We start from the raw sequence: 22,726 nt of genomic DNA on the forward strand, positions 1-22,726 counted from the left end.
CCCGTCGTTAGTGGGACTTCGCGGCCAACCTCTTAACCCACCCGCACACCCTACCCCCCACCCGCCGGCGCCCCGGCACCCCCAAGCGGGGTGCCGGGCCTCCGTACGTGCTCCGAGGGCGACGATCAGGCGTCGAAGACCTCGTTGACCAGCTGCTGCTGCTCGGCCTGGTGGCGCTTGGCCGAGCCGACCGCCGGGGACGAGGAGTGCGGACGCGAGATCCGGCGCAGGCGCTCGCCCGCCGGGATGTCCGCGCCGACCGCCAGGTCCAGGTGGTCGATCAGGTTGAGGGCGATGAACGGCCACGCACCCTGGTTCGCCGGCTCCTCCTGCGCCCAGATGTACTTCGCGGCGTTCGGGTACTTGGCGATCTCGGCCTGGAGCTCGGCACCCGGCAGCGGGTACAGACGCTCGAGGCGGATGATCGCGGTCTCCGTGTCGCCGCGCTTCTGACGCTCGGCCTCCAGGTCGTAGTAGACCTTGCCGGCGCAGAAGACGACCTTGCGGACGTCGGCCGGGTTCGCCGTCGTGTCACCGATCACCGGGCGGAAGCCGCCGGTGGTGAACTCCTCCGCCTTGGACGCCGCGGCCTTCAGACGCAGCATCGACTTCGGGGTGAAGACGATGAGCGGCTTGTGGTGCGGGTTGTGGACCTGCCAGCGCAGGAGGTGGAAGTAGTTCGACGGCAGCGTCGGCATGGCGACCGTCATGTTGTCCTGGGCGCACATCTGGAGGAAGCGCTCCGGGCGGGCGGACGAGTGGTCCGGGCCCTGGCCCTCGTAGCCGTGCGGCAGGAGCAGCGTGACGCCGGAGGTCTGGCCCCACTTCTGCTCGGCCGAGGAGATGAACTCGTCGACGACGGTCTGCGCGCCGTTGACGAAGTCACCGAACTGGGCCTCCCAGATGACCAGGGCGTCCGGGCGCTCCAGCGAGTAGCCGTACTCGAAGCCCATCGCCGCGTACTCGCTGAGCAGCGAGTCGTAGACGTTGTAGTGGGCCTGGTCCTCGGCCAGGTAGAGCAGCGGGGTGTAGTCCTCGCCGGTCTCCTGGTCCACCAGGACCGCGTGGCGCTGGCCGAAGGTGCCGCGGCGGGAGTCCTGGCCGGACAGCCGGACCGGGGTGCCCTCCATGAGCAGCGAGCCGATGGCGAGGGTCTCGCCCATGCCCCAGTCGATCGTGCCGTCCTCGACGGAGGCGGCGCGGCGCTGCATCTGCGGCATCAGACGCGGGTGGACCGTGATCCGCTCCGGGATGCTGACCTGCGACTCGGCGATCCGCTTCACGACCTCGGAGGAGACCGCGGTGGTGACGCCGACCGGGAAGGCCGCCTTGGCGTCCGGGACGGTCGCCGACGCCGGGGCGTTGGTGGCCTCGCGGACCTCCGCGAACACCTTCTCCAGCTGGCCCTGGAAGTCCTGGAGCGCCTGCTCCGCCTCTTCGAGGGTGATGTCGCCGCGACCGATGAGCGACTCGGTGTACAGCTTGCGCACCGAACGCTTCTTGTCGATCAGGTTGTACATCTGCGGGTTGGTGAACTGCGGGTTGTCGCCCTCGTTGTGACCGCGGCGGCGGTAGCAGATGAGGTCGATCACGACGTCCTTGTTGAACGTCTGGCGGAACTCGAAGGCGAGCCGCGCGACGCGGACCACGGCCTCCGGGTCGTCGCCGTTCACGTGGAAGATCGGCGCCTCGATCATGCGGGCCACGTCGGTCGCGTACATCGAGGAACGCGAGGACTCCGGGGCGGCGGTGAAGCCGACCTGGTTGTTGATGACGATGTGGACCGTGCCGCCGGTGCGGTAGCCGCGCAGCTGCGACATGTTCAGGGTCTCGGCGACGACGCCCTGGCCGGCGAAGGCCGCGTCACCGTGCAGGGCGACGGGCAGGACGGTGAAGTCCGTGCCGCCCTTGTTGATGACGTCCTGCTTGGCGCGGACGATGCCTTCCAGGACCGGGTCGACCGCCTCCAGGTGCGAGGGGTTGGCGGCCAGGGAGACCTTGATCTCCTCGCCGTCGAGACCGACGAAGGTGCCCTCGGCGCCCAGGTGGTACTTGACGTCGCCGGAGCCGTGCATCGACTTCGGGTCGAGGTTGCCCTCGAACTCGCGGAAGATCTGCGCGTACGACTTGCCGACGATGTTCGCCAGGACGTTCAGCCGGCCGCGGTGGGCCATGCCGATGACGACCTCGTCGAGGCGCGACTCGGCGGCCGAGTCGATGACCGCGTCGAGCAGCGGGATGACGGACTCGCCGCCCTCCAGGGAGAACCGCTTCTGGCCGACGTACTTCGTCTGCAGGAAGGTCTCGAAGGCCTCGGCGGCGTTCAGCCGGCGCAGGATCCGCAGCTGCTCCTCGCGCTCCACGCGGGAGTGCGGGCGCTCGACGCGGTCCTGGATCCACTTGCGCTGCTTCGGGTCCTGGATGTGCATGAACTCGACGCCGGTGGTGCGGCAGTACGAGTCGCGCAGCACGCCGAGGATGTCACGGAGCTTCATCATCGACTTGCCGGCGAAGCCGCCGACCGCGAACTCCCGCTCCAGGTCCCACAGGGTGAGGCCGTGCTCGGTGATGTCCAGGTCGGGGTGCTTGCGCTGCTTGTACTCCAGCGGGTCGGTGTCGGCCATGACGTGGCCGCGGACCCGGTAGGAGTGGATGAGCTCGAAGACGCGCGCGGCCTTGGTGACGTCGTCGTCGTGCGACGCGTCGATGTCCTTGAGCCAGCGGACCGGCTCGTAGGGGATGCGCAGGGCCTTGAAGATGTCGTCGTAGAAGCCCGCCTCGCCGAGGAGGAAGTTGGCGACGACGCGCAGGAACTCGCCGGAGGCGGCGCCCTGGATGACGCGGTGGTCGTACGTCGAGGTCAGGGTCATGACCTTCGAGATGCCCAGCTTGTTCAGGGTGTCCTGCGACGTGCCCTGGAACTCGGCCGGGTAGTCCATCGAGCCGACGCCCATGATGACCGACTGTCCGGGCATCAGACGCGGGACGGAGTGGACGGTGCCGAGGCCGCCGGGGTTGGTCAGGGAGACCGTGACGCCGGTGAAGTCCTCCATCGTCAGCTTGCCCACGCGGGCCCGCTTGACGATGTCCTCGTACGCCTGCCAGAACTCGAAGAAGTTGAGCGTCTCGGCCTTCTTGATGCCCGCGACGACGAGCTGGCGGTCGCCGTTGGGCTTCACCAGGTCGATCGCGAGACCGAAGTTCACGTGCTCCGGCTTGACCAGGGTCGGCTTGCCGTCCTTCTCCGCGAAGGAGTAGTTCATCGACGGCATGGCCTTGATCGCCTGCACCATCGCGTAGCCGATCAGGTGCGTGAAGGAGATCTTCCCGCCCCGGGCGCGCTTCAGGTGGTTGTTGATCACGATCCGGTTGTCGAAGAGCAGCTTCACCGGGACGGCGCGGACGGACGTGGCCGTCGGCACCTCCAGCGAGGCGTTCATGTTCTTCGCGACCGCGGCGGCGGGGCCGCGCAGCGTGATCAGCTCGGGGCCGGCGGGGGCCTCGGCCGCGGGCTTGGCGGCGGCCGCGGCGGGCTTGGCCGGGGCGGGCGCGGCGGCGGGCTTCGCGGCGACCGGCGCGGCAGGAGCCGCGGCGGCCTTCACGGGCGCCGGAGCGGCCACGGGGGCCGGAGCCGCGACCGGAGCGGGCGCGGGGGCCGGAACGGCCGCAGGAGCGGCAGGCGAGGCCTGTGCGGGGCCCGCCTGCTGCGCCGCAGGGGCGCTCGGAGTGGTGGAAGCCGGGGCGGTCGGGGTCTCCGACGCTCCCGGCTTGTAGTCGGCGAAGAAGTCCCACCAGGCACGATCGACCGAATTCGGGTCCTGGAGGTACTGCTGGTAGATCTCGTCGACGAGCCACTCATTGGCACCGAAGGCGACTGCGGGGCTCTTGCCCTGCCCGTCCTGGTCGGTCGGGGAGCTCGGGGTACTGGGGGACTGAGACGACACGGCGGCAACCGCCCTCTTCCGCTTCACAAGGTGATGGACAGCGGAAATAAAGGCTACGCCTGTCCGGCCGAGAGGTGCAGGCGGGGAGCGCCAACGTCGCGCAAGTCACACTTGACGGGGTGTTTCGGGGCCGTGAATGGCGGGAAACAAGCGTGGTTCCGCATGTGTGAGGGTAGGGGGAAGCGCAGGCACGGCCGCCTTCGACCGCACCTCTGACCAGTCCCCGCTCACGTGCGCGGAGGTCTCCCTCGCCTACACGCAGAACGGGCTGCTCCGGTTCGAACCCTACGTCAATCTCTCGGCGGAAGGCTGCCCGGAAGAGTGACCCTGATCCGGCAGCCACGTGCTGATTCGGCCACCCCGATCCCGCCGCCGTGCAGATCCACCGCCCAGCGGGCGATCGCGAGGCCGAGTCCCGTGCCGCCGTCGCTCCCGGGGCCCTGCCGGTGCGGGGCCGTGCCCCGGTTGAACCGCTCGAAGACCCTGTGCCGCTCCGACTCCGGGATGCCGGGACCCTCGTCCTCGACCTCCAGCTCCAGGGAGTCCGGGTACGGGCCGCGCCGGGCCCGGACCGTGACGCGGCCGTGCGGCGGCGAGTGCTTCACCGCGTTGTCGATCAGGTTCGCCATGACCTGGTGCAGCCGCTCCGCGTCCGCGTGCGCCACCAGCTCGGGCGGCGACACGTCCAGATGCAGATGCACATCCGTGCGGTTGTGCAGGCCCGAGGTGGACGAGAGACCACGCTGCGAGGCGGCCAGGTTCGCTTCGCGCAGAACCCCGGACAGATACGGCCAGACCTCGAAGCGGCTCGCCCTCAGCGCCACGACACCGTTGTCAAGGCGTGACAGGTCGAGCAGCGTCTCCACCAGCCGGCCCAGCCGCTCGGTCTGCTTCAGCGCCGACCGCATCGTCTCCGGATCCGCCTCGGAGACCCCGTCCACGACGTTCTCCAGTACGGCCCTGAGCGCGGCGATCGGGGTCCGCAGCTCGTGCGACACATTGGCGACCAGCTCCTTGCGGTGCCGGTCCACCGCCTCCAGGTCGTCGGCCATGCGGTTGATCGTCGACGCCAGGTCGCCCAGCTCGTCGCGCCGGTCCGCGCCCCGCACCCGCCGGGTGAAGTCCCCGCGGGAGATCGTCCCGGCCACCGTGGTCATCTCGTCCAGCGGCGCCGTCAGGGACTGCGCCACGAACTGGGTGATCAGCAGGGTCGCGATCATCGCGAAGATCGTGATGTACCGGAACTCCGTGGAGGTGCGGATCGCCACCAGCGCGAGCCCGGAGGTCAGCAGGACCGCCCCGACCACCAGCGTGCCCAGCTTGGTCTTGATCGAGATCGCGATCCGGCGCGGCCGACGTACCCCGCCGTCCGGTCCCCGCAGCTCCCTCGGCCACCCGGGCCTCCGCCGGCTCACAGCGCCGGGGTCTCCAACGCGTAACCGACGCCATGCACCGTGCGGATCCGCTCGGCCCCGATCTTCCGGCGCAGCGCCTTGATGTGGCTGTCCACGGTCCGGGTGCCCGAGGCGTCCGCCCAGTCCCACACCTCCGCGAGCAGCTGCTCGCGGGAGAGGACCGCCCGCGGCGTGCTCGCCAGGCAGACCAGCAGGTCGAACTCGGTCGGGGTCAGGTGCACGTCCTCGGACCGCACGCGGACCCGGCGCTGCGCGTGGTCGATCTCCAGTTCGCCGAGCCGCAGGATGCCGCTGCGCGGGGTCACGGCCGCCAGCGCGGCCCGCTCCACCCGCCGGAGCAGCACGTGCACCCGGGCGGCCAGCTCCCGCATCGAGAACGGCTTGGTCATGTAGTCGTCCGCGCCCACCCCGAGGCCGACCAGCATGTCGGTCTCGTCGTCCCGGGCGGTCAGCATGAGGACCGGGACGGGGCGCTGGGCCTGGACCCGCCGGCACACCTCAAGGCCGTCGAATCCGGGCAGCATCACGTCGAGGACCATCAGGTCCGGCTGCCATGCCTCGGCCGCGTCGACGGCCGCGGGGCCGTCGGTCGCGGTCTGGACGAGAAACCCCTCGGCGCGCAGCCGAGCGGAGATCGCCTCGACGATCGTGGCGTCGTCCTCGACCACGAGCACCCGGCGCTGGGCCCCCGGAGTGGCCGCCGCACCGTGGTGAGTGGTGTGTGTCTGCTCCATTGCCCCGCCTCGCGTCGCCGATGTCGGCTCTGCAGCCTAGAGGTACCGGCGGCGTCCCGGCTATCCAGGACTTACTCGGGCCGGATGCCGAGGTGAACCACGTCGGGGACGCCCCGGGCAACGGGGATCTCTTCCGTCCGTACCCCGCTGAATCCGGCATTCCGCAAGGACCCTTCGAAATCGACGGAGGGCCGGGCGGACCAGACGGCGAGCACTCCGCCGGGGTTCAGACGGGCCGCGCAGGCCGCCAAACCCTCGGCCGCGTACAGGGATTCGTTGTCCTCGGTGACCGTCCAGTCGGGCCCGTTGTCGATGTCCAGGCAGAGGGCGTCGTAGGTGTCCGAGGAGGTGCGGAGGTGGTCCACCAGGTCCGTGTGCAGGATCACGGTCCGGGAATCGGCGAGCGCGGCCCCGGAGATCGCGGCGAGGGGCCCCTGGCGGTGCCACTCGATGATCGCCTCCTCCCGCTCGACGACCGCGATCCGGCCCCAGCGGGGATCGGCGGCGGCGTGCGCGAGGGAGAAGCCGACGCCGAGACCGCCGACGAGGACGGCCGCACCGGAGCGGGACCGCTCGGGGAGCGCGGCCTGTGCCGCGTCGATCAGGAGCCGCTCGGAGCGCCCGTCGGAGGTGTCCATCAGGAAGGTGCCGTTGGCGATGATCTCGTAGTGCTCGTCGCGACGGCGGAGGACGACCTCTCCGTACGGTCCTTCTCGGCGGTCGAGGGTGACGGTTCCTGACATGGTCGGTCGCTCCGCTCTCGGCTCGGCAGTGGGTCCCCGGCCATCCTCGCGGGACGGCGGCGGTGGGGACAAACCCGTTTCGGGGAAGGGGAGATGGGGTCGCACGGCCGTGCGAGAATCCCCACCTCCCGCCGCGCCGCGTTCAGCGCCGGTTCCCGTCCGTCCAGATGCGGCTGCTGAGGTCCGAGCCGCGGAGCACCTGCACCCGCCACGGTTCGATGCGCAGGACGTGGTACCCGGGGTCCTCGGGGCCGCCGCGCCAGTAGCCCACGGGGTCGTACCCGACGCCCGCGGGGCTTCCCTTGCGGTAGAGGTCCCACGCGTACTCCCTGCTCTCCCGGTCCTCCGCCCAGGTCGAGACGCTGTCGATGAAGACGGCGTTCTGGCGGGGGCTCCAGTACGAGTAGGTGGTGTGCGGGTTGTTGGCCAGATGCGCCACCTTGACGGGCGTCTTGTAGGCCGCGAGCCAGCCGACCGGTCTTCCGTCGACCACTTCCCAGACGGGCATCAGCACGCGGGCCCTGGGGCGCGACGCGCTGTCCACGGTGATCATGGTGGCGTAGCCGATGTCCTGGATGTAGGCATTGAACTTGTCCTCGATCTCCGAGAAGGATTCCACGCGGGTGGCCATATCGATTCCTTTCGGCATTCGTCATGCGGTGGTCGTCGTTCGTCGTGCGGTGGTCGGCATTCGGAATTCGGCGGTCGTCATCCGGAGGCCGTCATCCGGCGGTCGCCGGGAGGAGCTACCTCGACGCGTCGGCGGGCTCGGCCGTACGGGGAATGTCGGCGGGCACGGGTCCGGCGTCGGTGTCCGCCGCCCCCGCCCGGCCGCGGAGACCGAAGGCGCTGACGAGGGCGGCGACGAGGGCGGCGACGAGCGGCACGACCAGGGCGGCCCGGTAGCCGTCGAGGAGCGCCGCGGGCGAGCCGCCGTCCGTGGCCGCGATGTTCACCGCGGCGACCGTGGACAGGCCCAGAGCCGCGCCGAACTGGAAGGACGTGTACAGCAGACCGCCGGCGACGCCCTGCTCCTCCTCGGCGATGCCGTCGGTGGCGACGATGGTCAGCGGCCCGTACGCCAGGGAGAAGGCCAGACCCAGGACGATCAGGCTCGGGAACATCGCCAGGTACGTCCAGTCGGCGCCGACCGGCAGGAACAGCGCGTACGCCAGCGCGGCGAGGAGCAGACCCCCGAAGATCACCCGGGCGTTGCCGAACCTGGCCACGAGCCGGGGGGTGAGGGTGGGGGAGAGGATCGCGTCCACACCGATGACGATGAGGGCGAAACTGGTCTGCAGGGTCGACCAGCCGCGCAGCTCCTGCAGGTAGAGCACCGCGATGAACTGGAAGCCGAAGAAGCCCGCGGCGAAGAGCAGCCCCGCCACATTGGCGCGGACCAGCGAGGCGTTGCGGAAGATGCCCAGGCGCACCAGCGGCGAGGACGACCTGCGCTCGACGGCGACGAAGACCAGGAACAGCAGCAGGCTCGCCGCGACGGTGCCGATCGTCGTGGCCACCGAGACGTGCGCGGCACGCTCGACGCCGAAGACGAGGAGCAGGATGCCGCCGGTGACGCTGACCGAGCCGGCCAGGTCGACGCCCTGGCCCGTGCGGTCCGGGCGCGGCGACCTGGGGATGAGGGCGATCGCCGCGATCAGGATGACCAGGCTGAGGACGACCGGCGCGAAGAACACCCAGCGCCAGTCGACGGCGGTCAGCAGGCCACCCACGACGAGGCCGATCGAGAAGCCGCCTGCCGCGGTGCCGGAGTAGACGAGCAGGGCCTTGTTGCGCTGAGGGCCCTCTTCGAAGCTCGTGGTGATGATGGACAGACCCGCCGGGGTCATGAACGCGGCGGCGACACCGGTCACGAAGCGGGCGACGATCAGCATCCAGCCCTCGGTGGCGAACCCGCCGAGGCCGGAGAAGAGCAGGAAGACCACGAGCCAGAAGACGAACATCCGGCGGCGTCCGAACAGGTCGGCGGCCCGGCCGCCCAGCAGCATGAACCCGCCGTAGCCGAGTACGTAGGCGCTCATCACCCACTGGAGCATGCCCGTCGACATGTCCAGGTCCTCACGGATCGACGGCAGGGCGACGTTGAGCATGGCCACGTCGATGCCCTCGAGGAAGATCGCGCCGCACAGCACGAACAGCACGCCCCAGGCACGTCCGCTCATGCGGTCCGCACTGCTTCTCGACGGGGATTTCTGAAGGGACACGGAATCTCTCCTTGGGCGCGAAGGAATGGTCGCGGGGAATCGGCCGCATTCCGGCGGCGGGCACCTGGCGTTCCCTTGCAGTCCGCGTGAGAAGCCGCCCCGGAAAGGGCGCGAAACAAGGAGAAAGCCGTGCCGCGGGATTCCCCCGCTTCGATGGGGAAATCCTGCGGCACGGCGGAGAATCGGGGAAGAAGGCACTTCGAAGTCACCCGGTCACTTCACGGGTACCGACCTCACTTCACGGGTACCGACCTCGCGTTACGGGTACCGGCCTCGTGTCACAGGTACCGGCCTCGTGTCACAGGTACCGGCCTCGTGTCTCAGGTACCGGCCTCGCGGCGCGCGGTCCTCGGGATCAGGACTCGCCCGTCGCCTGCCGCGCGGTCCTCGGGATCAGGACTCGCCCGTCACCCGCCGCGCGCCCCGCCACGCGTACAGGCCCGTGCCGGCCACGAGCGTGGCGACCGCCACCGTCCACGCCCCCGCCTGGGCGCCCGGCTGCATCACCCAGGCCCACCACTGCGCCCCTCCGCCCGGGGCGGCCGGGGCCGCGAGATAGACCGTACCCACGAAGAAGGCCGACGGCAGCCAGCTCAGCCGGCCGCCGACGACAGCGGCGGCGGCCGCCGTCAGGCCCACGAGCCCCAGGGTGTTGCGTACGGCGGCGAGCGCGCCGAACTCCTCCGCGTGCCCCGGCACCGCCAGGGCGAGCAGCGTGACGGCGAGGGCGGCCGGGGCGAGCACATGGGCGAGACGGCGGGGCCACCACGCGCGTACCGCCGTACGGTCCAGCTCGTCGCTCGGTGTGTGGAGGCTGGTGCCGATCGCGGCGGCCGCGAGCAGCGGGCCGAGGACGACGACCGGCAGCCGGGCCGTGTGGTCGAAGCCGGGCAGCGACTCCAGCCACCAGGCCGCCCAGGCGGCGGCCACCGCCGTTCCGGCGAGGGCGGCCAGGGCGCCGGGCAGGGCGCGGGAGCGCAGATAGAGCAGGGCGGCAGGCCTCATGGCACCGGCACCTCGTCGGGGTGGCAGGTGTTCGCCGCCAGATAGCGGGCCAGGTAATCGCGCTGGGCGGCCGGGGACTTGGCGTGGAGCCGGTCGATGTACGGCTGGGCGGCGGTCGGATCGGGTCCGTAGCCCTCGGGCGTCGGCGCCAGCCACTCGATGACGGCGAGGTTGATGATGCTCGCCCGCTCCGCGTTCGGACCGGTGTTGTCACCCGGCCGGCACGTGTCCGAGAACAGCCAGGAGACCGCCGAGTTCAGATACAGATCCTTGCGCGGGAGCCGGCCGCGCACCGCGTCCGCCGCCACGTTGGGCAGTTCGACGTCTCCGGGGCGCGGGGCCCCGAACGGGCCGCCGACCCAGCGGACCGGGGCGCCGGGCAGCCCCTTGAGGCGGGTGTTGAGCGGGGCGAGCGCCGCCGACACCTCGGGCAGCAGGCGTTCGTCCACGGCCGTGAGGCAGATCTGCGGCGTGCCGTCGTCGCAGAGCGGGCGCGCCAGGGCCGGGTCCGGACGCCACGGGCCCTCGTCCATCGGCAGGCGCAGGATCAGCGCGGCGGCGGCGACCGCCACGGCCAGCGGGACCAGGGCGAGCGCCCGCAGCCGCGCCCGGCGGAGCCCGTACGCCAGGAGGGCGGTGAGCGCGAGCCCGGCCGTCCACGCCATCGACACCGGACCGAACCACCACACCGGCCGGTCCCAGAGGAACTGGTGCTCGGCGGCGGGGTCCAGCCAGCGGACGGTTCGGTGGCTGTACGCGCCGATGCCCAGTGCCACATAGCCGACGATGCCCAGGAGCGGGGCCGTCAGCCGCCAGCGGACCGTACGTCCGGCCGCATGGCCGAGCGCGCCCAGGGAGGCGACGGCGACCGCGTCGGCGGCGAGGAGTTCGAGGAAGGGGCGGCCGCCGGAGGCGTACGGCCAGGTCGCGAGGAGGCAGACCGCGTCGGCGAGGAGCACGCCCGCGGCCGGCCAGAGCGCGGACGGTGCGACCGCGACGAACAGGCGGCGGAGCGGGGAGCGGGGCACGGACTCCCAGAGGTCCAGCGTTCCGCGCCGCCGGTCCCGGCCGCCCTGCCAGCAGCCCGCCGCGAGCGCGAGCGGTCCGGCGAGCAGCCCGGCGGCCACGTGCAGCAGGTTCGTGGCATCGGCCCAACGTCCCTGCCAGCCCGGCGCCTTGCCGTACATCGTCACGAGCACCGTGAGGAGGACGGCGACGCCGGTCCAGGGGCCGAGCCCACGGCGCAGCTCGATGAGGACGGGCCTCGGCGCGCGGGTGGTCCGTCCGGTGGTACGCGGCGGGGGAGGGGTGAGGGTGGCGGTCACCGGAGTGCTCCCTTCGCGGCGTCCGCGGGGGCCCGGTGGGCGCGCAGGGCGGCCGTGTAGCCGCGCTCGACGGCATGCGTCGTGGAGTCGTTCCCGTCGGCGGACTCGCCGCCGAGCGCGGTGAGTTCGGCCGTCGAGCCCTGGAAGGCGAGGCGGCCCGACTCGATGAGGGCGACCTGGGTGCAGGCCGCCGCCACGTCCTCCACCAGGTGCGTGGAGACCACCACCGTCGCCTCCGTCCCCAACTCCCTCAGGAGCGCGCGGAAATCGACGCGCTGCTCCGGATCGAGGCCCGCGGTCGGCTCGTCGAGCAGCAGCAGCTCCGGTTCGTTCACGATGGCCTGGGCGATTCCGGCGCGCCTGACCATGCCGCCCGACAGCGTCTTCATCCGCGCGTCGATCCGGTCGCCGAGCCCGACCCGTGCCACCGCCTGCTCCACGGCCGCCGGGACGCGCTCGGCCGGCACCTCCTTGAGCCAGGCGACGTAGGCCACGAACTCCCGCACGGTGAAGGCCGGGTAGTAGCCGAAGTCCTGCGGCAGATAGCCGAGCCGGCGCCGGATGCCGGTGCGTTCACGATGGCTGGTCGCGTCCCCGCCGAGCAGCTCCACCCGGCCGGAGGAGGGGGCGGCGACGGTCGCGAGGACCCGGATGAGAGAGGTCTTTCCGGCGCCGTTCGGGCCGAGCAGGCCGTGGACGCCGGGACCGAGGGACAGGTCGAGCCGGTCGAGGGCGACGGTACGGCGGTGGCGGACGGTCAGTCCGCTCACCGCGACGGCGGTCGAGGCGTTCACCGGGACTCCAGGTGGTCGAAGGAACGGCGCCGCAGCGCGAGCAGGGCGGCGCAGGCCAGCGCGGCGGCGGCCCACCCCCCTTGGGCGGCGGGGCCGGAGAAGTACGGGGCGAGTGCGGTGGCCGAGGCGGCCGTGTCCGTGGGGCCGAGCAGCGGGCCCGTGACGGCGAGCAGCCATCCGCCGCCGAGCGTCGCGGCCGCCGGCCGGCAGCCCACGAACGAGCCGAGCGCGAGCGTGGCCAGGGTCAGCGCCAGGCCGGGAAGCAGCCAGGCGGCGGCTCCCGGGAAGCCGGTCACCGGCGGGAGCAGCGCGCCGCCCGCGGTCAGCAGCGGTACGCAGACGGCGAGGACGGCGGCGGTACGGGTGAGCAGCAGCCGCAGTCCGCCGGAAGGGGTGGCGGCGGTGATCTCGTACAGCGGGTCGGCGTGCCGTCCGTACGAGACGGCCACACCGGCGAGCGGCAGGACGGGCGAGAGGGCGAGCAGCAGACCACGGGCCCCCTGGACCCCGGCTCCGTAGGCGAGCCCGAAGGCCCCGCCGACGACCAGCAGGACGGCCACCACCCAGGACCCGCGGAGGGCGGGCCCGACGGCCCACCAGAGCCGGGCCCACCGGCCGAGGGGGGTGGGGGTGCGCGGGGTGGGCGCGACGGAGGCGGGCCGGGTGCCGGGAGAGGCGACGGATCCGGGTCGGCGCCCGGGAGCGTCGGCGTGTTCGGGCCGGCGCCCGAGGAAGCGCCCGAGGAAGGCGGCGGCCGCGAAACGGCGGCCGAGGGGCGCGGCGGGTGCGGTCCCGCGGCCGGGGGACCCCGGGCGTACGGCCCGGGCACTCGACGGAGCCCGGCCGGGGCCGAGGGATGCCAGCAGCTCGGCGCGGACGCTCGCGAGGACCGGGCCGGCCGTTCCGGCCCGTACGGCGGCCGAGACGCGGCCCGCGCAGCCCGCGCAGGACTCGACGTGCTTCTCCAGCGACCAGGCGTCGGTCTCGGCGGCGGACCCGTCGGCGTACCGGCGCGCGAGGGCGTCGGTGACGTGCCAGGGGAGACCGGGGCTCCCCGGGCCGTCCGCAGGGGGGCGTCGGGTCGTCATGCGGTGCCTCCCAAGGCGTGCGGGCCACCGGGGTGGGCCGCTCCGAGCGCGGCGCGCAGTTCGCGGCGGGCGCGCAGGGCGCGGGTCTTGACGGTGCCCTCGGGTATGCCGAGGAGCCGGGCGGTCTCGCGGGTCGTCAGGCCGTCGACGACGGTCGCCCGCAGGACCTCGGCGAGTTCGGGCGAGATCCGGTCGAGGGCCGCGCCCACCTCTCCGTACTCCAGTCCGGCGAGCACCCGGTCCTCGGCGGAGGACGCGGCGACGGACGGCTCCGCGGGCACGGCGGCGTGCTCGGCCGCCCGTTCCGCGACGCGTTCCGCGCGGGCCCGGGCCCGCTGCGCGTCCACCAGACGCCGGGCCGCGATCACCCAGATCCAGCCGCCGGCCTCGCCCCGGCCCCGGTGGCCGCCGGCCGAGCGCCAGACCGTGACGAAGGTGTCCTGGAGGACCTCCCGTACGGTCTCCTCGTCCGTGCAGCGCCGGGCGAGGCGGGCGTGCAGCCAGCCTGCGTGCCGGTCGTACAGCACGGCGAGCGCCTCGGAGTCCCCCCGGGCGACCGCGCGCAGCAGCGCCGAGTCGTCGTCCTCGTCGCCCCCGGAGGGGCCTCCCCCTGCGGGGCGCAACAGTCTCACGCCTTCTCTATCGCGCGCGTGCCCCGGTTCGGTTCTCGGCGCGGGTACGGGCGCGGGCGCCGGCGCGGGTGCGGTTCCCGACGCGGGGGCGCGGCGGGTCGGCCCAGGCGGTCTTCCGCGGGCTGGCTCAGGGGTTCGTCGGCGGGCCGCCCTCCGGGAGGGCGGCGAAGACCCGCTGGAGCGCGGCCGGGCGCTCGCCGTCGCCCGAGACGACGAGGCGGTGGCGGTACGTCACGTAGTACTGGAAGCCGTCGAAGACCGGGTCGCCCGTCGGCCGTTCCGGGACCCGGGCGTACGCGGGGTCCGCCAGGGCGGCGCGGAGCTCGGCGGCCTCGGCGGGGGTCTGCCGGCCGGTGCGGGGCTCCTCGGTGCCGGAGCGGCTGGTCCAGGAGCCGTCGTAGTGGACGACGAGCTTGTTGCGGACACCGGCGAGGCCGCCGTTGACGACGACCTCGACGAGGACCTCGGCGGGGTGGGGGTCCGCCGTGCGGGTGCCGGGAGCCGTGGTGGCGCCCGGCGCCGTCGTGGCTGCCGGGGTCGTCGTGGCTCCCGGCACCGCCGTCGTCCCCGGGGCCGTGGCCGTCGACGTGGCGCCCGGCTCGGCCGGTCCGCTCGTCCCCGACGGCGGACCGCCCGGCGCGGGCGGCGTCTCCGGCCCGCATCCGCTCGTAACGCCGGTCAGGGCCCCCACCAGGAGCAGGGTCCCGCACCACGTTCCCCGTACGCCTCTCACCATGGACCGAGCATGCCGGGTGGCGGGCACCGCGCGCAGCCGGACGGCCAGGTTCGGTCCCGGCCGGCCCCCGGATCCCTGCCTCGGATCCCGGCCCGGGGCCGCGGATCCCTGCCCCGACCCCGGCCCCTGCCCCAGGCCCTCCGATCCAGGGCCCGGCCGTCAGCCGGTCCGCGTCGCGCCGCCGTCCCGGACGATGCCCGTGAGCGGCCCCCGGTAGCGCCAGTCGAGGGAGTCGTACAGCGCGAGGCCGTCCGTGGTCGCGGCGAGCACCCCGGTCTCGGCGCCGGCCTGGGCGGCGGCCGCCTCCAGGGTGCGCATGACGTTGGCGCCGAGCCCGCGCCGCCGGTGCGCGGGGTCGGTCTCGATCTGGTCGGCGACGGCCGTGGAACCGGTCGGGGCGATCTGGCCGCGGGCGGCGAGGGTGCCGTCGGGCGCCAGGACGCGGACCCGGATGACACCGTCCTTGACCTCGGTGGTCCGTGCGTATCCCTCGGGCGGGGCCGGCCTGGCGCCGGGGTCCAGCGGCTTGACCATCATGAAGCCGGGGTCGTCGGGGACCGTCCAGCCCTCCGTGATCCACGCCTGCGCGTCCTCGGGCCCCGCCATGATCTTGAGCCAGCTGTACGGGGTGGTCAGCCGGGCGCAGAGCGCGCCGACCGTGGCGGCGTCGGGGGCGGGCAGCACGTGCCGTACGACGTGCCGGGGCAGCCCCACCTCGATCCGGTGGCCCCAGGGCTCGTGGACGGCGGCCGGGGTCCCCCGGGAGACGGTCCAGCCCGCCACCCACGCCGATGTAAGCGCTGCAATATCCATGCAGTCATTACATCGGCCGGAAGTGGCCGGTGCGAGGGTGATCGCTCAGGGCGAACAGGCGTCCGGGAACATTCATGGGCTCACATGCATTGAGTCGGCATAGCTCAACTTGACTGCCGAAGGGGAGATCATGGCTTCCGACTCCAAGCCGTCCGTGCCGCTCACTCTGCCCGTACTGCCGCTTGACGACGAGGTCGTGCTGCCCGGCATGGTGGTGCCGCTCGACCTGTCCGACAACGACGTGCGCGCCGCCGTGGAGGCCGCCCAGGCCGCCGCGCGGCCCGGTGCGGGCAAGCCGCGGGTGCTGCTCGTGCCCCGCGTCGACGGGACCTACGCCGGCACCGGCGTCCTGGGCACCGTCGAGCAGGTCGGGCGACTGTCCGACGGCGACCCCGGCGCCCTGATCCGCGGTCTCGGCCGCGTGCGCATCGGCGCCGGCACGACCGGACCCGGCGCGGCCCTGTGGGTCGAGGGCAGCACCGTCGAGGAGACCCTGCCCGAGCCGCTGCCCGGTCAGGTCACCGACCTGATCAAGGAGTACAAGGCGCTCGCCACCAGCTGGCTCAAGAAGCGCGGTGCCTGGCAGGTCGTCGACCGCGTCCAGCAGATCGACGGCGTCGGCGCCCTCGCCGACAACTCCGGGTACTCGCCCTTCCTCACCGTCGAGCAGAAGGTCGCGCTCCTGGAGACCGCCGACCCGGTCGCCCGCCTCAGGCTCGCCACCGCCCAGCTCCGCGAGCACCTCGCCGAGCAGGACGTCGCCGAGACCATCGCCAAGGACGTCCAGGAGGGCGTCGACAAGCAGCAGCGCGAGTTCCTCCTCCGCCGCCAGCTCGAAGCCGTCCGCAAGGAGCTCCGTGACCTCAACGGCGAGGCCGAGGGCGACGAGTCCGACGACTACCGCGCCCGCGTGGAGGCCGCCGACCTGCCCGAGAAGGTCCGCGAGGCCGCCCTCAAGGAGGTCGAGAAGCTGGAGCGGTCCAGCGACCAGTCCCCCGAGGGCTCCTGGATCCGCACCTGGCTGGACACCGTCCTCGAACTCCCCTGGAACGAGCGGACCGAGGACCGGTACGACATCCGCGGTGCCCGCGCCGTCCTCGACGCCGAGCACGCCGGTCTCGACGACGTGAAGGAGCGGATCACCGAGTACCTCGCGGTGCGCAAGCGCCGTGCCGAGCGCGGCCTCGGCGTGGTCGGCGGCCGCCGCGGCGGAGCCGTACTCGCCCTCGTCGGCCCGCCCGGCGTCGGCAAGACCTCGCTCGGCGAGTCCGTCGCGCACGCGATGGGACGCGAGTTCGTCCGGGTCGCCCTCGGCGGCGTCCGGGACGAGGCGGAGATCCGCGGCCACCGCAGGACGTACGTCGGCGCCCTGCCCGGCCGGATCGTGCGGGCGATCAAGGAGGCCGGGTCCATGAACCCGGTGGTCCTGCTCGACGAGATCGACAAGGTCGGCTCCGACTTCCGCGGCGACCCCGCGGCGGCCCTCCTCGAAGTCCTCGACCCGGCGCAGAACCACACCTTCCGCGACCACTACCTGGAGGTCGAGCTCGACCTCTCGGACGTCGTCTTCCTGGCCACGGCCAACGTCCTCGAAGCCATTCCGGAGGCCCTGCTCGACCGCATGGAGCTCGTCAGGCTCGACGGCTACACGGAGGACGAGAAGGTCGTCATCGCCCGGGACCACCTGCTGCCCCGGCAGCTGGAGCGCGCGGGTCTGGAGCCCGGCGAGGTCGTCCTGGAGGACGCGAGCCTGCGCAGGCTGGCCGGCGAGTACACCCGCGAGGCGGGCGTACGCACCCTGGAGCGGGCCGTCTCCCGGCTGCTCCGCAAGATCGCGGCCCAGCACGAACTGGGCGACCGCGAACTGCCGTTCACGGTCGGTCCCGACGACCTGCGCGAGCTGATCGGACGGCCGCACCACGTGCCGGAGTCGGCCCAGGACCCGGCGGAGCGCCGTACCGCCGTGCCGGGTGTCGCCACCGGGCTCGCCGTGACCGGCGCGGGCGGTGACGTCCTCTTCGTCGAGGCGTCCCTGGCCGACCCGGAGACCGGCGCCGCCGGACTGACCCTGACCGGTCAGCTGGGCGACGTGATGAAGGAGTCGGCGCAGATCGCGCTCTCCTTCCTCCGCTCGCACGGCGCGGAACTGGAACTGCCCGTCACGGGCCTGAAGGACCGGGGCGTGCACATCCACTTCCCCGCGGGCGCGGTCCCCAAGGACGGCCCGAGCGCGGGCGTCACCATGACGACCGCCCTGGCCTCCCTCCTGAGCGGACGCCTGGTCCGCACGGACGTGGCCATGACCGGCGAGGTCTCCCTCACCGGCCGGGTCCTCCCGATCGGCGGCGTGAAGCAGAAGCTCCTCGCCGCGCACCGGGCGGGCATCACCACGGTCGTGATCCCCAAGCGGAACGAGGCCGACCTGGACGACGTCCCGGCCGAGATCCTGGAGAGGCTGGAGGTCCACCCGGTGACGGACGTCCGTCAGGTCCTGGAGATCGCCCTGGCTCCGGCGGCTGTGCCGGTGGGAGTGGCGGCGGCGTAACTCCCGCGCGAAGCCCGTACGACGGAGAGACGGAGCGGGGTGTCCCCGACACGGGGGCACCCCGCTCCGTCATGTCCCGCGCGTGCGCATACTCGCAGGTAAATCGTCACCCGGATGTCAGCCGGGGGTGTCATGCTCGTACGCATGAACGAAGACGCCTTCTGGGCTCTCATCGACGAGTTGAGCCGCCGTACCGGGAACCTGGATGAGCGGACGGAGTGGCTGCGCGCGGAGCTGCTCCGGCGCCCGGCCGCCGAGAGCGTGGAGTTCCAGGTGCGCCTCGACGACGCGTGCGAGGTCGCGGGCACGCGCGCGCTGTGGCGGGCGGCGAACCGGATCGAGAGCGGAGCCTGCACGGACGACGGCTTCCACTACTTCACCCTCTGGCTGGTCGGGCAGGGACGGAAGGTGTACGACTCGGTCGTCGCCGACCCGGACGCGCTGGCCGACGTGGCGGGCGTACGGGCCCTGGTGGGCCGGCACCGGGACGAGTGGGACGACGACGAGTGGCCGGAGTGGGAGGGGCTGGACTACGTCGCTCAGGACGCGTACGACGAGCTGACTGGCCAGGAGGACGACTGCGGCGAGGAGTTCGACGACGCCGTGGACGAGCGTGCCGAGGAGCTCGCTGACGAGCTCTCCGACCCCGAGGAGTGGGAAGAGGGCGACGAGCCCCGGGGGTCTCGTCCGGAGGGGGTGGCGATACCCCGGCTGGTCGCCCTCTTCCCGCTCGGTGCGTCCGGCTCCTAGGACTCACGGGACGGTGCCCCCGGAGCCGGACGGTTCCGGAGGGCCCTAGGAGGCCGACGAGTTCCGGCGGCGGCCCAGGAGCAGGCTGCCCGCGCCGAAGGCGGCGAGGGCGCCCGCGCCCGCGAGGGCCATGGGCAGCGGCGAGGTGGGGGTCTCGGCCGTCTCGGCGGAGAGCGCCGGGGCCTGCTCGTCGCCGCCGTGGCCCGCGTGGCTCACGGTGGAGAGGGACGCGCCCGCCGCGATCTTCGCCTCGCTCGGGGCCTGCGCCTTCGCCGCGGCCGGCTGCGCGGCCGCACCGCCGAAGGTGACGTCCGAGCAGCTGTAGAAGGCCTCGGGGCTGTCGTTGCGCTGCCACACCTTGTAGACGATGTGGCGGCCGGTGCGGGCGGGGAGGTCGCCCGTGAAGTTGTAGTAGCCGTCGGTGGCCGTGCGGGTGGTGTTGTAGACGGCGACGGGGGTCGCGTCCAGGTCCGACCACTTCAGCGGCTGCGTGGGGTCGAAGCCCGGCTTGGTGATGTAGACGGTCATGGTGCCGGAGTGGGCGGCCGTCACCCGGACCTTGAAGGCGAAGCTGCCCGCCGCGACCGCCGTCGCCGGCCAGTCGGTGCGCGCCCAGTCGAGCGCCCGGTACTTCGCGCGGTTCGCCGAGCAGAGCTTGCCGTCCGGGATGAGGGCCTGGTGCTGACCGGCGGCGTTGGCGATGTTGACCTCGTTCCAGTCGTAGAGCGGCTGGGTGCCGGAGTCGGCGACGAGGTCCTTGCACACCTGCGACTTGGGGGTCTCGGGTCCCTCCGCGTAACAGGCGGCGACGCGGCTCACGGGGTTGAAGACGGCTCCGTGGGCGCTGGCGGTGGTGGGGGTGAGGGTGACGAGTGCTGCGGCGGCGGACAGGGCGGCGACACCGGCGGCGGTGCGTCGGGTGGACTGCATGCGGGGGCTCTCTCTCGTGCGTGGGGGAGGACGGACGAGCAACGCGCGCTGACCGCACGGAAGTTGAATCCCGGGCGATCGGCGTAGAGCCTCGCATTGGTCCATACCAATAGGCAAGAGGGAGGGCCGGAAAAGCCGGAGCGGCCCCCGGGGTGCCGCACGCCCGGGGGCCGCCGTACGCGGGAGACGTCAGCCGTTGGCCAGTGCCTGCACCCGCGAGAGGTCGCCGTTGAAGTGGTTGTGGTCGCCGACCGTCGGGCCGGACGAGGTGTACTGCCACATCGTGTAGTACTGCCAGCCGGCCGGGAGTTCGCCCACGGACGCGGCGTACCGCGCGATCCACAGCGGGTTGGTCGCGGCGAAGGCGGAGGAGTTGCCGGTGCACTGCGTCCACCAGCTGGTCGCCGTGTAGATGACGGCGTCCCGGCCGGTCCTCGCCTTGTACCGGTTCACGAAGTCGCGGATCCAGGTCACCATCCCGGCCTGGCTCTTGCCGTAGCAGGTCGCGCCGTACGGGTTCCACTCGATGTCGAGCACGCCCGGCAGCGTCCTGCCGTCCTTCGACCAGCCGCCGCCGTTGTCGACGAAGTAGTCGGCCTGGGCCGCGCCCGTCGTCGTGTCGGGGGTCGCGAAGTGGTACGTGCCCCGGATCATGCCGACGTTGTACGAGCCGGTGTACTGCTGGTTGAAGGAGGTGTTCTTGTAGTAGGTGCCCTCCGTCGCCTTGACGTAGGCCCACTTGACGCCGCTGTTCCACAGGGTGGACCAGGCGACGTTGCCCTGGTGGCTGGAGACGTCCACGCCTTCGGTCTGGACGGCCTGGGCGGAGGCGCCGCCGGGAGCGCTGCCGCGCCCGTCGTGCGCGAGGACGCCCATGCCCATGCTGGCGGAGCCGCGCGGGGGCGCCTGGCGGACGCCCGGGTCCTGGGCGGCTCCGGCGGACGCGGCGAGGGGGAGGAGGAGGGTCAGGGCCGCGAGCGCGGCGCCGGCGAGGGTCGTTCCGGATCTGTGCACACGCATTGCGTGCCTCCGAAAGGATCGGTGGGGGGAGCGATGTCGACGGTCCTGGACGCCCGTCGGGCAGGTCCTGGTGTGGACATGTCAGAAGGGTGTCGTGGACGACGCTACGCACGTAGACCCGGCCCATGGAAGGGGTCCCGGATACCGCCGTTGGTCTACGCCTGCGAAATACTGGAAGAGCTGCGGCGATGGCCTCGGCCGAAAGAAACTTTCAGCGGCCGGAAAGCCGTCGGCGGGTCGCCGGAGAACGTGTGAGGGGTGCTGACGTGCACGGAAGCGGTACGGGAAATGAAGGCGGGGTCCCGCCGACCGCCGGCGGCGAACCCCACGCCCCGTCCGGCGGGGTCGACCCGGTGTTCCTCGCACTCGAACGCGAACTCGCGGTCTTCCTGCGCCGCGCCCGTGCCCAGTCCGGCGAGATGGCCCGCGAGGTCCACCCCGAACTCGAGCCCGCCGCCTACGGCCTGTTCGTACGGCTCGACGACGCCGGCCCCCAGCGGGCCACCGAACTCGCCGGGTACTTCGGGGTCGGCAAGGCGACCATGAGCCGTCAGCTCCGGGCCCTCGAAGACCTCGGGCTCGTCGCCCGCGACCCCGACCCCGCCGACGGACGCGCCTCCCTCGTCCGGCTCACCGAGGAGGGCCGGGACCGCTTCCGGCACGTCCGGGACGCGCGGCGCGAGCGCTACGTCCGCAAGCTCGCCGACTGGGACCGCGCCGAGGTCTCCGAACTCGCCCGCCTCCTGAACCACTTCAACGTCAGATCCGAGGGCTGAGCGGCCCCACACGGGCCGCGGCCGCCCCACGGCTCCCCGCCGCCTTCGGGACGGCCACCGCTCGGTCGGCCCCCGGCTCCGCCGGTACCGCCGCCGCTCAGCCCGCCCCCAGGTCCACCAGGACCGCCGTCGCGTCGTCGTGCAGCTTCCAGCGGCGCGTCCCGCCGGCCGTCCCGTCCGCCGCCTCCAGGGCGCGCACGCGGTGGAGCAGCCCGAGCGTGCCCTCCTTGCGCAGCACGCCGAAGCAGTCCGTCCAGTCGCCCTCGCCGAACAGTTCCACCCAGCGGCTCGCCCCGTCCGTGAGCGCCGCCAGGGCCCGTACGTCCGCGCGCGGGCTCGTCCCCGTCACCGCCCGCCCGGCGACCGCCGGGTCGGCCGCCGCCGTGAAGAAGCCGCCCTCCCGGTTCCGCAGCCGGTCCGTCGCCGCCAGGGACCGCAGGATCTCGTCGGGGACGCGGTCGAGCCGGTCGTCCAGCACGGCCCGTACGGCCCCGTCCGGCGACTCCAGCAGGAGCACGGAGTCGGAGAGCACGAGGTGTTCGACCGAGGTCTCGTCCCAGCGGACGAGCACCACGGTCGCCTGGGGCGTACGGACGTGAGAAAGGTCACAGGTGTCCCGATGGGCGTCCGCGGTGCGCCGGATTGCCAGCGACAGGATCTCGGCCAGGGACATGTCCCTGCGGGAAGCGGACAGTTCGGTCAAAGAACCGCCGAGGCGCGCGGTGAACCACGGCACCGTGTGCACACAACCGTCATCACCGGCCGGTGGCGTGACACCGTCGAGGAGGACGACGGTTCCCCCGCCGCCCGAGGCGGGCAGCGCGGCGGCCACCCAGTCCTCGTTGGGGCGTTCGGGGCTGCCGGGGAGGGTGGCGACGTCGCTGCGCATGACGACCAGTGTGCCCGGAGCGGCGTGCGTTCCCGGTCCGCGTCTTCACCGGACCTGCAAAAGTGCGGAAATGGCCTGTACCAACCCGGCGGAGGTCCCCGGGGAGCCGGAGCCGCAGGCTCCGGGAAGCTGCGGGCGGGCATCCTGCCAAAGCCCGCGCGGAAGATCCAACCGGGGGTCCTTCGGGGCCTCCTCGGCCCGCCCGGAGAAGTTGTTCGCCAACTCAGGAGTGTTGTTCACTCGTTCGGGTGGCGGAGCGGCCGATGCGCGCCCCCTTCCCAGAAGCGCTGGAATGGTCGGAAGCCGTACCAGGGGTGGGGGCGCTCCATGTGACCGGCCGTCACCTCTGCTTTGTGGGCGGA

The 22,726-nt window shown here is 72.7% G+C and carries 19 protein-coding genes; 3 read left to right on the plus strand and 16 right to left on the minus strand.

The features are described 5' to 3' along the window. Positions 1 to 125: 125 nt before the first annotated feature. From ACFQ79_RS07370 to ACFQ79_RS07430, 13 genes are all read right to left on the minus strand, one after another. Positions 126 to 3,944: a multifunctional oxoglutarate decarboxylase/oxoglutarate dehydrogenase thiamine pyrophosphate-binding subunit/dihydrolipoyllysine-residue succinyltransferase subunit gene (locus tag ACFQ79_RS07370; RefSeq protein ID WP_383579984.1), complete on the minus strand. Its 3,819-nt coding sequence runs from the start codon at positions 3,942 to 3,944 to the stop codon at positions 126 to 128. A gap of 290 nt (positions 3,945 to 4,234) precedes the next feature. Then, entirely contained in the window at positions 4,235 to 5,326 is a 1,092-nt protein-coding gene (locus ACFQ79_RS07375; RefSeq protein ID WP_383580074.1) for an ATP-binding protein, read from the minus strand. A 29-nt stretch (positions 5,327 to 5,355) separates the two neighbouring features. Further along, complete coding sequence (locus ACFQ79_RS07380; protein WP_030207163.1) at positions 5,356 to 6,093, minus strand: response regulator transcription factor; 738 nt, start codon at positions 6,091 to 6,093, stop codon at positions 5,356 to 5,358. Positions 6,094 to 6,164: 71 nt separating this feature from the next. Further along, positions 6,165 to 6,836, minus strand: a complete 672-nt coding sequence (locus ACFQ79_RS07385) for a spermidine synthase (RefSeq protein WP_383579985.1) — start codon at positions 6,834 to 6,836, stop codon at positions 6,165 to 6,167. 142 nt (positions 6,837 to 6,978) lie between these two features. Continuing rightward, entirely contained in the window at positions 6,979 to 7,467 is a 489-nt protein-coding gene (locus tag ACFQ79_RS07390; RefSeq protein ID WP_383579986.1) for a pyridoxamine 5'-phosphate oxidase family protein, read from the minus strand. Positions 7,468 to 7,582: 115 nt separating this feature from the next. Next, positions 7,583 to 9,019: an MFS transporter gene (locus tag ACFQ79_RS07395; protein WP_383579987.1), complete on the minus strand. Its 1,437-nt coding sequence runs from the start codon at positions 9,017 to 9,019 to the stop codon at positions 7,583 to 7,585. Positions 9,020 to 9,454: 435 nt separating this feature from the next. Continuing rightward, positions 9,455 to 10,066: a hypothetical protein gene (locus ACFQ79_RS07400; RefSeq protein ID WP_383579988.1), complete on the minus strand. Its 612-nt coding sequence runs from the start codon at positions 10,064 to 10,066 to the stop codon at positions 9,455 to 9,457. Beyond that, entirely contained in the window at positions 10,063 to 11,391 is a 1,329-nt protein-coding gene (locus ACFQ79_RS07405) for a hypothetical protein (protein WP_383579989.1), read from the minus strand. The genes ACFQ79_RS07400 and ACFQ79_RS07405 overlap by 4 nt, the downstream gene beginning before the upstream one ends. Continuing rightward, a complete protein-coding gene (locus ACFQ79_RS07410; RefSeq protein ID WP_383579990.1) occupies positions 11,388 to 12,185 on the minus strand; it encodes an ABC transporter ATP-binding protein in 798 nt (265 codons plus the stop codon). The genes ACFQ79_RS07405 and ACFQ79_RS07410 overlap by 4 nt, the downstream gene beginning before the upstream one ends. Then, positions 12,182 to 13,273, minus strand: a complete 1,092-nt coding sequence (locus ACFQ79_RS07415) for a zf-HC2 domain-containing protein (RefSeq protein WP_383579991.1) — start codon at positions 13,271 to 13,273, stop codon at positions 12,182 to 12,184. Before ACFQ79_RS07415 ends, ACFQ79_RS07410 begins: the two co-directional genes overlap by 4 nt. Beyond that, positions 13,270 to 13,905 carry an RNA polymerase sigma factor gene (locus ACFQ79_RS07420; protein ID WP_383579992.1) on the minus strand — a complete coding sequence of 212 codons (636 nt, stop codon included), beginning with the start codon at positions 13,903 to 13,905 and terminating at the stop codon, positions 13,270 to 13,272. Before ACFQ79_RS07420 ends, ACFQ79_RS07415 begins: the two co-directional genes overlap by 4 nt. Positions 13,906 to 14,032: 127 nt before the next feature. After that, positions 14,033 to 14,641 carry a hypothetical protein gene (locus ACFQ79_RS07425; RefSeq protein ID WP_383579993.1) on the minus strand — a complete coding sequence of 203 codons (609 nt, stop codon included), beginning with the start codon at positions 14,639 to 14,641 and terminating at the stop codon, positions 14,033 to 14,035. 159 nt (positions 14,642 to 14,800) lie between these two features. Further along, positions 14,801 to 15,454 (minus strand): GNAT family N-acetyltransferase, encoded by a 654-nt coding sequence (locus ACFQ79_RS07430; protein WP_383579994.1) that lies wholly within the window; start codon positions 15,452 to 15,454, stop codon positions 14,801 to 14,803. A 130-nt stretch (positions 15,455 to 15,584) separates the two neighbouring features. On the opposite strand from ACFQ79_RS07430, the gene lon reads away from it, so the two are divergent. Beyond that, positions 15,585 to 17,999 carry an endopeptidase La gene (lon, locus tag ACFQ79_RS07435; protein ID WP_383579995.1) on the plus strand — a complete coding sequence of 805 codons (2,415 nt, stop codon included), beginning with the start codon at positions 15,585 to 15,587 and terminating at the stop codon, positions 17,997 to 17,999. 144 nt (positions 18,000 to 18,143) lie between these two features. Continuing rightward, positions 18,144 to 18,749 carry a DUF4240 domain-containing protein gene (locus ACFQ79_RS07440; RefSeq protein ID WP_383579996.1) on the plus strand — a complete coding sequence of 202 codons (606 nt, stop codon included), beginning with the start codon at positions 18,144 to 18,146 and terminating at the stop codon, positions 18,747 to 18,749. A gap of 45 nt (positions 18,750 to 18,794) precedes the next feature. On the opposite strand, the gene ACFQ79_RS07445 is transcribed toward ACFQ79_RS07440, so the two are convergent. Together ACFQ79_RS07445 and ACFQ79_RS07450 are read right to left on the minus strand one after the other, a co-directional pair. Further along, a complete protein-coding gene (locus ACFQ79_RS07445) occupies positions 18,795 to 19,679 on the minus strand; it encodes a lytic polysaccharide monooxygenase (protein WP_383579997.1) in 885 nt (294 codons plus the stop codon). 189 nt (positions 19,680 to 19,868) lie between these two features. Beyond that, positions 19,869 to 20,699: a lysozyme gene (locus ACFQ79_RS07450; protein WP_383579998.1), complete on the minus strand. Its 831-nt coding sequence runs from the start codon at positions 20,697 to 20,699 to the stop codon at positions 19,869 to 19,871. A gap of 266 nt (positions 20,700 to 20,965) precedes the next feature. Between ACFQ79_RS07450 and ACFQ79_RS07455 the strand changes: the two genes are divergently transcribed. Then, a complete protein-coding gene (locus tag ACFQ79_RS07455; RefSeq protein ID WP_383579999.1) occupies positions 20,966 to 21,475 on the plus strand; it encodes a MarR family winged helix-turn-helix transcriptional regulator in 510 nt (169 codons plus the stop codon). Positions 21,476 to 21,572: 97 nt separating this feature from the next. Here ACFQ79_RS07455 and ACFQ79_RS07460 read toward each other — a convergent pair whose 3' ends face one another. Then, positions 21,573 to 22,364: a hypothetical protein gene (locus ACFQ79_RS07460; protein ID WP_383580000.1), complete on the minus strand. Its 792-nt coding sequence runs from the start codon at positions 22,362 to 22,364 to the stop codon at positions 21,573 to 21,575. Between the last annotated feature and the right edge of the window lie 362 nt (positions 22,365 to 22,726).

This window comes from Streptomyces sp. NPDC056480, assembly GCF_042795405.1.
In the GTDB taxonomy this organism is placed as follows: domain Bacteria; phylum Actinomycetota; class Actinomycetes; order Streptomycetales; family Streptomycetaceae; genus Streptomyces.